The sequence below is a fragment of the Rhodothermales bacterium genome (genome assembly GCA_041391505.1).
In the GTDB taxonomy this organism is placed as follows: domain Bacteria; phylum Bacteroidota; class Rhodothermia; order Rhodothermales; family JAHQVL01; genus JAWKNW01.
Window position 1 is genome coordinate 148,038 of sequence record JAWKNW010000001.1, and the last position, 15,973, is coordinate 164,010.

Here is a 15,973-nt window from a genome sequence, read left to right on the forward strand (position 1 = left end):
GCCGGGGCGCGGGGTCAGAAGCCGATGCCGACGTGCAGGGCGCCGGCGATCGCCTTGCGGACGTCGGTCACCTCGCCTTCGAATTGCGGGGCTTCACGGAAGAAGCGGATCGGCACGACGAACTCTGCGAAGAGGGTAACGTCTTTCGAGATGCGCTTCCCCTTGTTCAGCAGCGCGGTGACACCGTAGGCGCCTCCCGTCTCGAAGGCAGCGCGCAGACCGAACGTATAGCCGTTCGTCAGGGCCATCAAGGCGCCTGGATGGATCAGCACATTGGAAACCTGATTATCCTGAATAAAGGGGACCAGTTCCAGATCGAACGCGACACCCGGCTTGACCCCCAGGTTCAAGCCCATCGGGAAACCCAGACCGAGGCCGTCCGCGGCGATGGAAACGTCGCCGGCGGCGAGCTGGACGAGTGGGGTAACCATACCGAAATGCCCGCCCACTTTACTCTGGGCGAACGACGTACTCGCGGTGGCCAGAAGAATCAGAACAATACTAACATAACGCGGCGCTGTTGGCGCGAATCGTAGAAGGTGCGTTGAACGCATGATGCTCTCTTACTGATGGCGAGGGGCGGTTATGGGATCGTTAGTGGGGGGCCTCGCTCGTGGGAGCAAAAATCGGCCTGACAATTTCCATGCCGGTAAAAGCGCCGCTGAACGCCATAGAGGGCGTTTCGCTGGCATCATCTTTGTTCTCGATCACCGTACCCTCATCGCTCCTCGCCGGCTCGCATTCCGCTCGCTCTTCCCCCGCCGCGCCGGTCACCCTGTCGACCCATACTCATCACTGCAGGATCTATGTCTTCTGTTATCCCTACGCCATCTCTCCCCCGGGTTGTGATTGTTGGAGGCGGTTTCGGCGGCCAGGCGCTCGCCCTGGCGCTCCGCAAAACTCCGGTCGAGCTGCTCATGATCGACCCGAACAACTACCTCACCTTCCAGCCCCTGCTGTACCAGGTAGCGACGGCCGGCCTCGAACCCGAAGAGATCGTCTATCCGATCCGGGGCGTCTTCCGAAACCAGCTGAATTACCGATTCCGGCTCGGCAAGGTGGATGGCGTCGACTTCGAGGAGAATCAGGTCATCCTGGATACGGGCGAACGGATCGACTACGAATTCCTCGCGCTCGCCGCCGGCTCCACGCCGCATTATTTCGGGATCGAAGGCGCGCGTGAGCATAGCTTCCCGATGAAGTCGCTGCCCGACGCCATCGCGCTGCGGAGCCATATCCTGCACCGGTTCGAACTGGCGGATCAGTACCCCGAGCGGATCCAGGATGGCTTGCTCAATTTTGTGGTGATCGGCGGGGGGCCGACGGGCGTCGAGACGGCCGGCGCGCTGGTCGAACTGCTCCAGCACTCGCTCCCGAACGACTACCCGGACCTCCGGCTCGACAAGGCCCGCGTTATCCTCATCGAGGGGGGCCCGCATCTGCTGGGGCCGTTTAAACCCGACTCACGGAAACACGCCTACGAAGCGCTGCGCGAACAGGGCGTACACATCATGCTCAGCGAGCGGGTTGTTCGGGTAACGCCGCACGCCGTGCACCTGGACAGCAAGAAGTTCATCCGGACCAACACGCCGATCTGGGCGGTCGGCGTCCGCGCCAACCCGCTGGCCGATCGGTTGGGCCTCGACCAGACCCGTGGAGGCCGCGTCGTGGTCAATGCGGACCTGAGCCTGCCCGACCGCCCGAATGTGTTCGTCGTGGGCGACATGGCGGCCAGCGCGGATGGGGAAGGCGCGTTGCACCCCCAGCTGGCCTCGGTCGCGCGGCAGGCCGGCCGGCATGTGGGTCATGTCATCCAGCACCGGCTCCGCCAGGAGACGGCGCCGCCGTTCGTGTACCGGAATCCCGGCATCATGGCGACCGTCAGCCGCCACGCCGCCGTCGCCGAGTTTCCCGGCGACATCCGGCTCGAGGGCTTTTTCGCCTGGATGAGCTGGCTCGTTCTCCATCTCATTCTGCTCGTGGGCTTCCACAATCGCATGCACGTGTTCATCAGCTGGTTGTGCACCTACCTGACCCACAACCGCAGCGCGCGCCTGATCCTGCATATGGGGCACCACGACGAGATCGCCGAGGCTACTCCGCCGGCAAAACCGCCGGCCCATCGCCTCCCGGATACGCAACCCGCGCTCGTTCACGCCCGGAGACGGGGGCAGACGGCCGAGGATGCGAGCACGACGGAGGACCCCCTGCGCCATATCCATCTCCTGCTGGAACAGCGAAAACGCCAGCGTGCGGGATCGAATTCCTGAGGGTCCGCTCACGGTTCGGGTACGGCTTTTGATTGGTCGCCGGAAACATCACCCATTGAGACCCATTACAATCCAATACGGGCCGGCGGTACCTTGATTGCCGGAACGTTACATCCGGCACTGAGCATCCAGCCTGTTTCAGGTATATCACAAGGAAAGCATCGCCGTGGCCCTACGCGCGCAAGCCGGCGTGAACGCGCACCCTGCAACCGAATCCGGTATCATCAGAAGGAGACCCTCATGAAGCACCTCCCATTCCTCCTAGCCGGCGCCGTGCTGCTCTTCTCCGGATGCGCGCTTGCATCGAAATCGGGCGCAGACAGCGAAGGAGACAAGACGGAAGACGTCCAGCTGCGGGACGCGACCCTGGCCGGCGCCGAGCCGGTGCGTATTTTCCTCGACGGCGTCGACAAAGGCATGACCCCGCGCGCGCTGCGCGTCGATCGCCGCTTCGGTTTCAGCGAGATCCTGCTTCGTAAAGGCAAAGAGCGTAAGCGCTTTTTCGAGATCGAACAGACCAATTCCTCGGGCTCCAACGCGATGGCCTACCAGTTCGGCTATACGTCGGACGGCTACTACATCACGCTGAACGTCGAGGACCTCCCCAAAAAGCGCAACTCGGACACCCACTTCTACATCCCGTTCACCACGCAGCCGCTCCTGATTACCGACCGCCAGTACGGACTCGAGATTATCATCTACTGACCGATCCGGCAGCCCGGAGGCTGCGATCATCCGTTGCAGGATTCGGGGATGCCGGATCCCTGTTCAACGACACGGCGCTCGGCCGACATCCTGCATCCTGCATCTTGCATCCCCAGCATCCTGCATCCTGCATCCCCAGCATCCTGCATCCCTGCATCGCCCCGATGGCACGCTACCGTCGCGGTGTCACGCATCGGCGACTCGGCCAAGCCATACCGGATGCCTCACCACCGGGCCGCGAGCGGGCAGCATGCGTTGCGCTACCGTCTGGCGCGCAGTACCTTATGGGAGTTTACCTCTATTTACCTTTACCCCTATTTACGAGGGGTTTACCCCTATTTTCCAGGGGTTTACCCCATCTCCCAGTTCGTTTTGCGTCATGATAAGCCGTCGCCACTTCGTACAGACCGCCGTCGCTGCCGGCCCCCTCGCCCTTAACCCGCGCTGGGCTTCACACGCTTTCGCCGCACCGGGCTCGCCCATCGCCTGCCAGCAGTATACCTGGTTCAACTTCTACCAGCGCGAAGAGAAAGACTGGTTCGCGGACTACGACGCCTCGTTCCGTGCGTTTCGCGCCTCCGGCCTCGACGGCTACGAGCCGGCATTCGGCTCCCTGGAGGAGGCCGAACGGCTGCGTCCGTTCCTGAAATCGCACGACGTGTGGATGTCGTCGTTGTACGTCAACTCGACGCTGCATCTCGCCGAAGCCGTCGACGAAAGCATCGCGCAGGCGGTCGCCATCGCGCAGGCGGGCAAATCGATGGGCGCGCGCATCGTCGTGACCAATCCGTCGCCGATTGCTTGGGGGAGTCAGGAGAACAAAAACGACGAACAGCTTACACGGCAGGCCGGCGCACTGAATCGGCTCGGCGCGATGTTGCGGGAGGCCGGCCTCACCCTCGCCTACCATACCCACGACCCGGAATTGCGCGCCGGCGCCCGCGAGTTTCATCACATGCTCCTCGCCTCGGACCCCGCGAACGTGAAACTATGCCTGGATGCGCACTGGGTGTTCCGCGGGGCTGGCGACTCCCAGGTCGCCTTGTTCGACATCGTCCGACTCTACGGCGACCGCATCGTGGAGCTTCACCTCCGGCAGTCGCACAACGGGATCTGGAGCGAAACCTTCGGCGATGGCGATATCGATTATCGCCGGCTGGTCGCCGTGCTGCGTGAACGCGGCATCAAACCGCATCTGGTGCTTGAACAGGCAGCCGAGAAAGGCACGCCCAAAACAATGTCGACTGTCGACGCCCAGAAGCAAAGCCTCGCCTACGCCACAGAGGTCTTCGCGCCGTTGATGGGTTGACAGACCGGCCTTCCGCGTGCGCGCTAGGCGTCGGCCTGCGCGTCCCCTTCGTTTTCCGTCGCGGTTTCTTCGGCCTCTTGCGGCTCCGCGCCGCCTTCGTCGGCCAGACCGCTCTCCAGCGCGAGCAGGTGCATGCGTTCGCGTTGCAGGGAAGGGTCGTCGAGCAGCTCCTCGATCTCCTTCAGTTTGGGGAGGGCCGCCAGCTCGCTCAACCCGAATTGTTCGAGGAACCGTTCGGAGGTGCCGTATAGCAGCGGTTTGCCGATCGCCTCGCTCCGCCCGACGATGTCGATCAGGCCCAGCTCCAGCAGCTTGCGGACCGCATAATCGCTGTCCACGCCGCGGATGAAATCGACTTCGGGTTTCGTAGTGGGTTGGCTGTACGCGACGATCGCCAGGGTTTCCATCAGCGTGCGCGACAGCTTCTTGGGTCGCTCCTGCTGATAGATGGCGCGGATGTACTCCGCGTAACTCGGATCCGTCGCCATGCGGATGCCGCCGGCCCAGATCTTGACCCGGAAAGCGCGCCGCAGTTCGGCATAGAGCGCATTGAGGCGTTCCACGGACTCGACCACCTGCGCTTCCGTGGGCCGGCGCTCGCCGGAGACTTCAGAGAAGACCTTGGAGACCTTGACCAGCGGGATCGGGTCATCCGCGGCGAAGGCAAGCGCTTCGACCACCCCATCAAGTGCCTTCTCATAGGGCCCGGGGGGCGTCTGGGTCGCCGCCTTCTTCGGCGGCGCAGCGACCGCAGGGGCCGGCGTTTCCGCCGTATCCCGACTCTCCAACGCCTCGAGCGCTTCGCGGGCGCTTTGCGCCAGCTTTTCGGCGTGACGCTGGTCGGTATCCTCCGAGACGGCCTTATCGTTTGCCATGAAATTGTGTGGTTTCTCTGCCGGCGCCACCTCGTCGGGCTCTTCCTCCGGCAAAACTTCGATGATGGGTTCTGGCGCTTCGTGCTCGCTAAACACTTCGCCCGGATCCGGGGTTTCCTCCGTCATCGTTTCCGCCTCCTGGTCGACGCGACGCGCACCGTCCTCCGGGCTCTCGACCGAATCCTCGGCAAGCGGCACGGAATCCTCGGTACCAGATGCCAGGATGCCAGATGCCAGGATGCCTGATTCCGGGACACTAGATTCCGGGACGCTGGCTTCCGGGACACTAGATTCCGGGACACTGGCTTCCGGCGTCGCGTCCTGCGCCAGATCCGCTTTGGGCCGCGCGTCCGTCGAGGCATCCGCCTCGGATACCGCCTCAGCGGCCCGCTGCGCTACGGTCTCGGGCTCCACCACCCCGGGCTCCACAACCTCGGACTCCACAACCTCGGACTCCACAACCTCGGACTCCACCGCATCGGCCCAGCGCGGGGCGTATGCCGGCGACGGCGCCAACGGCGCCTCGGGTGCGTCATCAGGCGGGGCTGCGCTGCGCGCGTCGGTGGGCGCCGGCGCGTCTGTTTCGTCAGGCGTCACATTCGTCTCGACGGTCGGCGCTTCCGCCAGCGGAGCGGCGTCGTCTTCCCGCTCATCCAGCGCCCGTTCTCGATCCGAAGCATCCAGCCATTCGGCCAGCCGATCGATAGCGGCCTGATCAGGCCCCTCGGTCGTTGGCGGCGATGGGGCCTCCGGGATAACCTGGGCTTCGGCTTCCCGGGCCGGCGCGACTCGGGACGGTTCGGGTTCTTCGGGCGCCGCCGCTTCGGGCGTCCTATCCTCTACGTCGGTATGCAGCCACGACGTTTCCCGGGCGATAGTCGGGGTTACCCATGCCGTCTTCGGCGCGGGAAAGCGGTCGGGCGCTTCTTCCTGCAGGGTGAACGCTTCCGATTCGAGCTGCACGTCCGAAAGGTCGAGCGGAGCGACCGGCAGATCCAGCGGATCCACGGGTGCCGGCGGCGCCTCGGGCGGCGGCGTGCGACGCTCCGGCTTGGCGAACAGACCTACCGTGCGTTTTTTCTCCTCCGCGGGCTTCGGCGGACGGGCTTCGGGCGGCTTCTCTTCCGTCGCCGGCGCGCGCGACACGACGGCCGGCGGCTTCTCCTCCGCGGCCGGTGCCGTCATTTTGCCCACCGCGAGATGCTGCTCCTCGTTGTCGTTTTTCAGACTCAGCAGGAAATCCGATAGCGATTGCGAGCGGGATCGTGATGCCGGTTTCGCCGGCTCCGAGGCCTTCACGCCTTCGTCCATCGCGGCGGTAATCGACTCGAGCGCGGGGAAACGGGGTCGCTGTTCGACCGAATCGCCGGCGTCGTCCAGGTGCGTCGGCGAGGCGTGGCCATCGCCCGTCTGCTGGTCCAGCCGTTCCAGGATCGACAGGGATTGCTGGCGCGGGTCGTCAGCCGACGGGTTTTTCTTATCGCCGGCATCCTTCGGGGTGTCCGGCTCAGCCTTGTGCGCCGGATCGACGCTCTCGGCGGTCGTCGCCTTGTCGGCCGGCGCGCTGCGGATCGTGTTGAGCGCCTTGAGGATGTCCGGTTTGCTCGGCGCGACATCCATGCCGCGCAAGGATCGACGATCGGCGTCCGTCTTTCCGGCGGAGGTGGCCTTGCCGGCTTCGGCCGGGCGATCCGCGGGCGGCGTTGCCCCCGCCGCTTTCTCGTCGCTCGGCGCCTTCCGGCTCTGAATCGGCGAAACCAGCCAGCTCTCCGAAGACGGCGCGCCATCGAGGCGGGCGCCGACGAAGCCGGGGACGCCGGCGTGGTCGCGAGGCGATTCGGGATCCGCACTACCGGTGGACGGCCGTATGCGCGGCGAGACGTCGCCCGCCTTGCGGGGTACATCGAGCGTCCCGTTCACCGGGTCGTAAATCATGCGTTCGTTGGCCGGCCTCTCCGCTTCGGGCACCGCGCGCGGGGCCGCCTCCTCGTCCTCCGGGCTGTCCGTGGCCGGACGCTCCATCGCCTCATGCATCGACGCCTCGAGCTTGTCGAGCGATTTGAGTACGAACGACTCGAAATCGCTGTCGATCGATTCGATCGGCTCGGGCTCGTCCTCGAAGCGGACGTACCCGTCGTCGACGACGTCCTCGATCTCGGCGGCCGGTTCGGTCAGGAAGTCGGGATCGAACGCCGGCTCCTCAAACGAGGCCTCGGCGACGTCGGACTCGAGCTCACCGGCGTCCGCAAACGGGTCGTTTGCCGCGGGATCGGACGCCTCGTCGCCGGCGAAATCCGGATACCTCGGGGCGTGCGGGATGATGTAGGTTTCGCCTACGCGACTGAACTGGTCGAACGACTCGATGACTTGCTTCTTGAAGAGCTGGAGTCGGGCGCGAAGGGCGTGCGAATCGATCGTCTTGTCGCCCTGATGAAACAGCTCCAGTTCGGTCTCGACGTCCTCGGGCAGGGATATCTTGCGGACATCGACACGAAGGCCGCGCCGGCGCAGGGCCGACAGCAGCTCATGCTTGTATTCCTCGATGCTCGGAAGTTCGGCCTCGATGTCGGGCTGGTAATTCGCGACGCCAGCCGTGGAGAACAGCCCGCTGGGCGGCTGATACCCTTCTTCTTCGGCGTAGAGGTCGTCCTCGGCCTCGTTGGCGAACGCGCTGAGATCCCAGATCGGCTTCGCTTCAGGCTCCTGCGGAACCGCCTTCTGCGGCTCGGGAGCGTCCCCGAGGAAGGACGATAGATAGGTTTCTGGATCCAGCCACTCGTAGTTACGCTTTTCGGGCGACCAGATGACCGTGCCCGAAACCTTCACCCAGTCCACATCCCGATCGGAAAGCGGCGACGAGCGCCCTTTCTTTAACAGCCGGTCCCTAAATCCGCCAAAGTAGCGTGCCATTGCACCGCAACCGTTTCGCCGGTGAATAAATGCATACGTCGGGCTGCGCCGGCAGCCTGTGACGTGCGGGGATTTGGGGGGATGTGGAAAAACGCCAGGGGCGTTCGGGTAAGTTTAACGTGTTCGGCCTACCGTATCGAACGCCTTTTGACGACGCCTGGCTGCGTTTTTCAGATAAAGGCCATGCGCCGATGGACTCACGCTTCGGACGGGGCGTGTCCGTTTTCCGAACCGTTCGCCGGCTCGCTGTAATTCACTTTGCGCTCCAGATAAAAGTCGTTCCCTTCCGGATTGATCAGCAGCGCCACCTGACCCTGCTGGGCCATCTCCAGAATGACGAGGAACGTCACGATGACAAAGTGCTTGGGCCGGCCTGTGATGAGATGGACAAACGAAAGCCGATCATCGAAGGCGAGCCGTTCCAGCACAAACTCACGCTGAGACTCAAGCGAATACTGATTCCGGTGCACCGCGTGCACCGGCGCCTCCGGCACCTCGCTGAGCACACGCTGCAGCGCGCTGATCAAACTGAAGACAGAAACCTCGAGTTCGACCCCCTGCATCCCCACGATCTGTTCTTTCTCCTGTTCGGAGAACGACCGGGTGAAATGCTCGCCGCGCAACTCGTAATTATCGTTCAAAGACTGTGCCGCCTCCTTGTACTGCATGTACGTAAGCAGTCGCTTCACCAACTCGCGGCGCGGGTCCACCGGTTCTCCTTCCTCGTCCACCTCATCCGACGGCAGCAACATCTTCGCCTTGATGTTGATCAACTGGGCCGACATGTAGATAAAATCGCCCACGCTATCCAGATCGATCTGCTCCAGGATGCGCAGATACGCGAGAAACTCGTCCGTTATCTTCGAAATCGGGATGTCGTGGATATCGAGCTCATCCCGCTGGATAAAAAACAAGAGAAGGTCGAGCGGACCTTCGAATTCCTGCAGTTGAACACGGTACATGCTTGCGAGATGAATCGTCTGGTGGAGCGGATCGTCCTGGCGAAGGGGTCCTCATTCGCACTCGGCGGGGCTACATAGGATTATCGTAACGGGCTGCCGGCGGCGCGAGATTTAAACCAACCAATCGTGCGCGAGAGGCCGTCCGGCAGGGCGACGGCCGGCCTCCAGCCGAGCCGTTCGGCGGCCAGGGAGGCATCGAGCGCGCTGCGGGCGATTTCGCCGGTCCGAGCCGCCGCGAACGCATAACCCGGATCCTGGCCGAGAGCGTCGGCCAGATGCCGGTACAGCTGGAGCACGCTGGTCTCGACACCCGTCCCGATGTTGTACGCGCCGCTGGCATCCTGATCGAGTGCGAGGAGGTTCGCCTGAACCACGTCGCCGACAAAAACGTAATCGCGCGTCTGTGCGCCGTCGCCGTACATCGTTACAGGCGCGCCGGCCTGCATCCGATCGATAAACCGCGATATCACGCCGGCATCGCCCTCGGGGGTCTGTCGCGGACCATACACGTTGGCGTAGCGGAGCGAGACGGCGGTCAGCCCATGCACGCGGGCGTAATAGGCAAGATAGCGCTCCGAAACGAGCTTTGAAACGCCGTAGGGGGACATGGGCCGTTCGGGATCCGCTTCCTGCTGCGGAACGCGGTCGGGCTCACCATAGATGGCGCCGCCGGATGAGGAGAAGACCACGCGCCGGAGCCCGTGGGCGCGGCCGGCCTCGAGCAAGCGCAACATGCCCAGGACGTTGACCTGCGCATCGTACGCCGGATCGGCAACCGATTTGCGGACGTCGATCTGGGCGGCCAGATGCAGGAGCGCCTCGAAGCGATGGGTCTCGAACAGCCGGGAAACGGCCGGATCGGAGAGATCGAGGGCATGGAAGACGGCGCCGTCGGGCACCTGATGCCGGTACCCGTTGACCAGGCTGTCGAGCACGTGCACCTCGTGCCCGGCTTCGAGCAGGGCGTCCGCGACGTGCGAGCCGATGAAGCCGGCGCCGCCGGTCACGAGCACCTTCATGCCGGCGTCAACGCGACAGTCGAGAACGAGTCGGCCACGAACAGCGTCTGCGCCAGATTCTGGATGTCCTGGGCGGTCACGCTTTCGATCGACTCGATGATCTCGTCCAGCGTGAAATTGCGTCCGAAATAGAGCTCCTGCCGCCCAAGCCGCATCATGCGGTTGCTCATGCTTTCCAGACCGAGCATCAACGACCCCTTTACCTGATTGACCGCCTGATGCAGCAGCCGTGGACTCACCGGCACCTGCGCCAGGCGATCCGTTTCACGCAGGATGAGTTTGCGCGCCCGCGCGATCTTCGCGCCATCCGTCCCCATGTACACGCCAAAGTCGCCGGTATCGGTTTGCATGTTGGCGAAGGAGTAGATGTTGTAGCAGAACCCGTATTTCTCGCGGATATTCTGGTTCAGCCGGCTGGACATGCCGCTGCCGAGAATGGTGTTGAGGACGTTCATCGCGCTGCGGCGCTCGTCCTGGATCCCGAAGATGCGCGTCCCGATGACGAGGTGGGCCTGCTGGATGGGGCGTTTTTCGACGAGTTCACCGGGCCCATAGGGCGTCACCACGTCCGGTACGCGGGCGGTCGGGGTACGATCGATGTCCTCGAAGGCCTTGCGCACGTACTGCACCACGCGATCGTGGCTGACGTTGCCGGCAACGGAAATGATCGTCCGCGACGGCGTGTAGCAGCGGTCGATGTACTGGTTGAGCTGGTCGCGGGTAAACGAGCGAACGCTCTCGGGGAAACCGATGATGGGCCGGCCCAGCGCATGGTCCCGATAGACGACGGATTCGTACCGATCGAAAATCAGATCCTCCGGCACGTCCTCATACATCTTGATCTCCTCGACCACCACGTCCTTTTCCTTGTCGAGCTCCTTCTCGGGAAACGTGGGGCGAAGAATCAGGTCGCACGTCACATCGATCGCGCGGTCGAGGTGTTCATCGAGGGCCCGCGCGTAATAGCACGTGTATTCCTTGGTGGTAAAGGCGTTGAGGTAGCCGCCAACGGACTCGAGTCGGCGGGCGATCTGATCCATCCGCCGGCGCTTCGTGCCCTTGAACACCATGTGTTCGATGAAATGACAGATCCCGGCTTCGGCGTCGCTTTCGTCGCGACTGCCGGTATGCACCCACACGCCCACGGAGATGGAGCGGACGGATGGGATGCTTTCCGTAACGATACGGAGCCCGTTGGGCAGCGTCGTTTTATTGAATCCGGAAGCGGCCGGCTGCTTCATAATCCAGGCCCCTGTGAGGCTATCTAGAGATAACGCCGCTCGGAGGCGGCGCCGGCAGAAACATCGGGAGGGAGCATGTGCTCCCTCCCGGTACTCGATTCATGTAGGCTGGACGGCTCAGTTACGCCGATCCCGACCGCCGCCGCCACCGCCACGGCGATCGCGCCCACCACCGCCGCCGCCACCGCCGCGACGATCCCGACCGCCGCCACCGCCGCCGCGACGATCGCCGCCACGGTCACCGCGGTCACCGCGATCCCGCTCAGGACGCTCGACGTACCCTTCCGGCTTCGGAAGGAACGGCTTGCGGCTCAGACGCAGCTTGCCGTCGTCGCGCACTTCGATGAGCTTGACGCGGACCTTGTCGCCGACCTGCACATAGTCTTCCGGACGCTCGACATAGCCGTGGTCCATCTCCGAAACGTGCAGCATCCCCTCTTTGCCCGGCATGATCTCGATGATCGCGCCGAAGCTGAGGATGTCGCGGACGGTGCCTTCGTACTCTTCGCCTTCTTCCGGGACGGTAACGATGCCCTTGATGATGCGAAGCGCGGCTTCCGCGTTCTCCTGGTTGGTCGCGGCCACGGTCACATAGCCGACACCTTCACGCTCTTCGATCTCGATCTGCGTGTTGGTTTCGCGCTGGATGCCCTGGATGATCTTGCCACCCGGCCCGATGACCGCGCCGATGAACTCGGAATCGATCGTGATCTGGGTGAGGCGAGGCGCATACGGGGACATTTCGCCGCGAGGCGCCTCGAGGACTTCGGCCATCTTGTCGAGGATGAAGAGCCGGCCTTCGCGCGCCTGGTCGAGCGCGCTCTTGAGGATCTGCTTGGTCAGACCGGACACCTTGATGTCCATCTGACACGCGGTGATCCCGTCGCGGCTGCCCGTGACCTTGAAGTCCATGTCGCCGAGGTGGTCTTCCGTGCCCAGAATGTCGCTGAGCACGGCCGTCCGTTTCCCGTCGGTGATGAGGCCCATCGCCACGCCGGCGACCGGCGTCTTGATCGGCACGCCGGCATCCATCATGGCCAGGGTGCCGGAGCAGACCGACGCCATCGACGAAGAGCCGTTGGATTCCAGCACATCCGCGTTGATGCGGACGGTGTACGGGAAGTCCTCATCGGCCGGCATGATCGCGGAGAGAGCGCGTTCCGCCAGGTACCCGTGGCCGATCTCGCGACGGCTGGTGCCGCGGAGCATCTTGGCCTCGCCGGTACAGAACGGCGGGAAGTTGTAGTGCAGGAAGAACCGGCGGTCGGTGGTGTCGAACACCTGATCGACAGCCTGCGCGTCCTTCCGGGTGCCCAGCGTTACCGACGCCAGCACCTGCGTTTCGCCGCGGGTGAAGATTGCCGAGCCGTGCACACGCGGGAGGTACCCGACTTCCGACCAGATATGGCGGATCTCCATCAGGCCGCGACCGTCGAGACGGCGGCCGGCCGAGAGAATCATCTCACGCATGAGATCGCTCTCCACGGCGCCGACGGCGCTCTTGATCTGCGAGGCCGTATACCCTTCCGCGGTCGCTTCCGCCCGGGTTTCGCCGGTTTCCGGATTGTTGGTCCCCAGCAGCTGCGCGAGCGCAAACTCCTTGATCTCGTCGATCCCGCCGTAGAAGGTTTCCTTCTGGTACGGCTGCATGAGCAGGCTGTTGATCTTGTCGCTGACCAGGCCGGCGACTTGCGCGATCAACGGCTTCGGCGTCATGATCGGGTCGAAGCTGATCGTAGCGGGCTGACCGAAGGCCTCGACGAGGGCGCGCTGGCCCTGGCAGAGCTTTTTGATGGCTTCGTGGCCGACTTCGAAGGCTTCGAGCATCTGCTCTTCGGAGACTTCCTTCATCTCGCCTTCCACCATCACGATCGCGTCTTCCTTGCCGGCGACGATCAGGTTGATGTCCGATTCCGCCAGTTCGGCGATCGTCGGGTTGACGATGTATTCGCCATTGACCAGGCCCACGCGCACGCCGGCCGTCGGGCCGTCGTAGGGAGCGCCGGCCAGCATGAGAGCCGCCGAGGCGCCCACGCCGGCGAGGACGTCGGCATCGTGCTCGTCGTCCGCCGAAATGACGTAGATGATGATCTGGACTTCGTTCAGATACCCTTCGGCGAAGAGCGGACGCAGGGTCCGGTCGACGAGCCGGCAGGTCAGGGTCTCCTTATCGTTGAGGCGTCCTTCCCGTTTGATGAAGCCGCCCGGGATCTTGCCGCCGGCCGAGAATTTCTCCTTGTATTCGACGGTGAGGGGGAAAAAGTCGGCGCCTTCGCGGGGCTTGGGGGCCAGTACGGCCGTAGCCAGGATCATCGTGTCGCCCAACCGAGCGACGACCGATCCGCCTGCCTGCTTGGCAAGGCGACCGGTCTCCAGAGAAATGAATCGCCCGGGGGCGAACTCAATCTCCTGAGTGGTTGCTTTAGACATGTTCTTCGATTAAATGATAGTATTTTTCTACGCGTTCTCCATCAATCAACTTGACGCTGCTGCTGCGTGCTCAGACGCACCTGTTTAAGGTCAGCATTACATCGGATCAACGGATGGCCATCCGACAGACGATCCATCGGACGCGCACATGGGATCGGGCGTCAAACACAGCAGCAGGAGGCGCGCCGCCCACACGGACGGCCTCACGCACCTCAGGTCGCGACGCGGCGATAGTCAGTTACTTACGAATACCCAGTTCCTCAATGATCTTGCGGTAGCGCTCGATATCCTTCGCGACGAGGTAGTTGAGCAGGCGGCGACGTTTGCCGACCAGCTTGATGAGCGACCGGCGCGTGGCGTGATCTTTCGGGTGGATCTTCAGATGTTCCGTCAGTTCGGAGATCCGCTTTGAGAATATGGCGATCTGAACTTCAGGTGTACCGGTATCCCCGGCCGCTTTTCCGAACTGTTCGATCAGTCCGCTTTTTACTTCCTTGGTGAGCATGTAGGGCTCCTCTTTAGATTATACCATGCTAAAGAAGATGCACGCCGGCACTGGTATCGCCGTTGCGTACACCCTGCGCTGCATATCAGCGCTGTAATTCCGCCTTACAACGCGCTTCATCTTTTGAAAGTTGCTCGATGAGCGCGTCGATCGTCCTAAATTTTTGCTCGTCCCGTATCCGCTCGATGAAATCGATGCGGAGGGATTCGCCGTACAGGCTGGCGTCGACGTCGAAAAGGTGCGCCTCGATCCGCATCGAGTCCCCGTCGAACGTCGGCCGCACCCCGATATTGAGCATCCCGCCGACCGGTGCTGCAGCGCCCTGCCGCCAGGCGCGCACTGCATACACGCCCGTGCGCGGGATGACTTTGTTCGGGTTTTCGATGGCCAGATTGGCCGTCGGATAGCCGATTTGCCGGCCTCGACCGTCGCCGTGGACGACCTCGCCCGTCAGCCGGTAGGGCCGGCCGAGCATGCCGGCGGCCTGACGCACGTCACCCGCCTCGACCAGCAGTTGCCGGATCCGGGTGGACGACACGATGTCGGCCTCGAGCACCTGGGCGGGGATGACGTCGACGCCGAATCCGTGACGGGCGCCCAGTTCGCGCAGCAGCGCGCTGTCGCCGGCGCGGTCCTTCCCGAAGCCGTGGTCGTACCCGATCACGATCTCCTTCAGCCCGACGCGGGCAAGCAGCACGTCCTCGACGAAGGCGGACGCATCCATGGCGGCGAACGCCGGCGTAAACGGAATCACGACAAACCGATCCAGCCCGAGGTCCTCGAGCGCATCGGCCCGCTCGTCGACCGTGGTGAGCAGCGGCATCGGTTCGCCCTTGACCACTTCGCGCGGGTGCGGATGAAACGAGATCACGACGCTCAGACCGCCCTGGCTGCGCGCCCGCTGGACCAGATACCGGACGATCGAACGATGCCCCAGGTGCACGCCGTCGAACGTTCCCACGGTCACCACGGACAGCGGGTTGCGTTCGAGCGCATCCATCCCTACCACGCGTTCCATCACGGTGCAGGCTCCTCGCTTCGTGCCTCGGCCGCTTCCGCCAGCGCCTCCAGCGTCCAAGCCGCGTCGACCGTGTAGGGACCGATGGCTGTGCGACGCAGCGCCGTCAGATGCCCGCCGACACCCAGCAGGGCGCCAAAATCGTGCGCCAGCGTGCGGATGTAGGTGCCTTTGGTGCAGGCCACCTCGAAAGGCAGATCGTTCCCGACGCGCGCGCCCAGTGTGAACCGCGAAATCTCGATCGCACGAGGCTTGCGCTGGACCTCCTCGCCACGCCGGGCCTTGCGATAGAGCCGCTCGCCCCCCACCTTGACCGCGGAATACATGGGCGGAAGCTGCTCCTGCCGGCCCAGGAAATGGCGGCGGGCGGCCTCGAGCTGTTCCTCGGTGACGGCGCCGGCGTCGACCTCGACCTCAACCGGCGTCTCTGCATCGTAGGACGCGGTGGTCTGCCCGAGCCGGATGACGCCGGTATAGACCTTATCCATGCCCATGAAGGATTCCATCCGCTTGGTGGCCTTGCCCACGAGGCAGATGAGCATCCCGGTAGCGAGCGGGTCCAGCGTCCCGGCATGCCCGATCTTCCGGACGCCCAGGATGCGACGCAGCCGGCGAATGACCGAAAAGGACGAAAGACCGGTGGGTTTGTCGACCAGCAACACGGCTGCCTGCGTGTCGGGGAAATGGGGATAACCGTACACGGTGGGGTCGTTCGGGGAGGTGATCACG

12 protein-coding genes are annotated in these 15,973 nt (G+C 63.7%); 3 read left to right on the top strand and 9 right to left on the bottom strand.

Annotation, left to right across the window (positions count from 1 at the left end; all coding sequences use genetic code 11):
- Positions 1-14: 14 nt before the first annotated feature.
- Positions 15-554, bottom strand: coding sequence for a hypothetical protein (locus tag R2834_00580; GenBank protein ID MEZ4698796.1), 540 nt, complete (start codon positions 552-554; stop codon positions 15-17).
- Positions 555-845: 291 nt separating this feature from the next.
- Here R2834_00580 and R2834_00585 point away from each other — a divergent pair, with 291 nt between their 5' ends.
- The 3 genes from R2834_00585 (at position 846) to R2834_00595 (ending at position 4,284) form a co-directional block, all read left to right on the top strand.
- On the top strand, positions 846-2,270 hold the full coding sequence (locus R2834_00585; GenBank protein ID MEZ4698797.1) for an NAD(P)/FAD-dependent oxidoreductase: 1,425 nt from the start codon (positions 846-848) through the stop codon (positions 2,268-2,270).
- Positions 2,271-2,510: 240 nt separating this feature from the next.
- A complete protein-coding gene (locus R2834_00590) occupies positions 2,511-2,975 on the top strand; it encodes a hypothetical protein (protein ID MEZ4698798.1) in 465 nt (154 codons plus the stop codon).
- A gap of 379 nt (positions 2,976-3,354) precedes the next feature.
- Complete coding sequence (locus tag R2834_00595; GenBank protein ID MEZ4698799.1) at positions 3,355-4,284, top strand: sugar phosphate isomerase/epimerase; 930 nt, start codon at positions 3,355-3,357, stop codon at positions 4,282-4,284.
- 23 nt (positions 4,285-4,307) lie between these two features.
- On the opposite strand, the gene scpB is transcribed toward R2834_00595, so the two are convergent.
- The 8 genes from scpB to truB form a co-directional block, all read right to left on the bottom strand.
- Positions 4,308-8,069 carry an SMC-Scp complex subunit ScpB gene (scpB, locus tag R2834_00600; protein ID MEZ4698800.1) on the bottom strand — a complete coding sequence of 1,254 codons (3,762 nt, stop codon included), beginning with the start codon at positions 8,067-8,069 and terminating at the stop codon, positions 4,308-4,310.
- 197 nt (positions 8,070-8,266) lie between these two features.
- The gene (locus R2834_00605) at positions 8,267-9,031 is read right to left on the bottom strand and encodes a segregation/condensation protein A (protein MEZ4698801.1); all 765 of its coding nucleotides are present in this window, start codon (positions 9,029-9,031) and stop codon (positions 8,267-8,269) included.
- An 80-nt stretch (positions 9,032-9,111) separates the two neighbouring features.
- Entirely contained in the window at positions 9,112-10,050 is a 939-nt protein-coding gene (locus R2834_00610) for an NAD-dependent epimerase/dehydratase family protein (protein ID MEZ4698802.1), read from the bottom strand.
- Complete coding sequence (locus tag R2834_00615; GenBank protein ID MEZ4698803.1) at positions 10,047-11,291, bottom strand: pitrilysin family protein; 1,245 nt, start codon at positions 11,289-11,291, stop codon at positions 10,047-10,049. The genes R2834_00610 and R2834_00615 overlap by 4 nt, the downstream gene beginning before the upstream one ends.
- Positions 11,292-11,408: 117 nt before the next feature.
- On the bottom strand, positions 11,409-13,721 hold the full coding sequence (gene pnp, locus R2834_00620) for a polyribonucleotide nucleotidyltransferase (protein ID MEZ4698804.1): 2,313 nt from the start codon (positions 13,719-13,721) through the stop codon (positions 11,409-11,411).
- A 238-nt stretch (positions 13,722-13,959) separates the two neighbouring features.
- The gene (rpsO, locus tag R2834_00625; protein ID MEZ4698805.1) at positions 13,960-14,226 is read right to left on the bottom strand and encodes a 30S ribosomal protein S15; all 267 of its coding nucleotides are present in this window, start codon (positions 14,224-14,226) and stop codon (positions 13,960-13,962) included.
- 85 nt (positions 14,227-14,311) lie between these two features.
- The gene (locus R2834_00630; protein ID MEZ4698806.1) at positions 14,312-15,244 is read right to left on the bottom strand and encodes a bifunctional riboflavin kinase/FAD synthetase; all 933 of its coding nucleotides are present in this window, start codon (positions 15,242-15,244) and stop codon (positions 14,312-14,314) included.
- A complete protein-coding gene (truB, locus tag R2834_00635) occupies positions 15,244-15,972 on the bottom strand; it encodes a tRNA pseudouridine(55) synthase TruB (protein MEZ4698807.1) in 729 nt (242 codons plus the stop codon). Before truB ends, R2834_00630 begins: the two co-directional genes overlap by 1 nt.
- Between the last annotated feature and the right edge of the window lies 1 nt (position 15,973).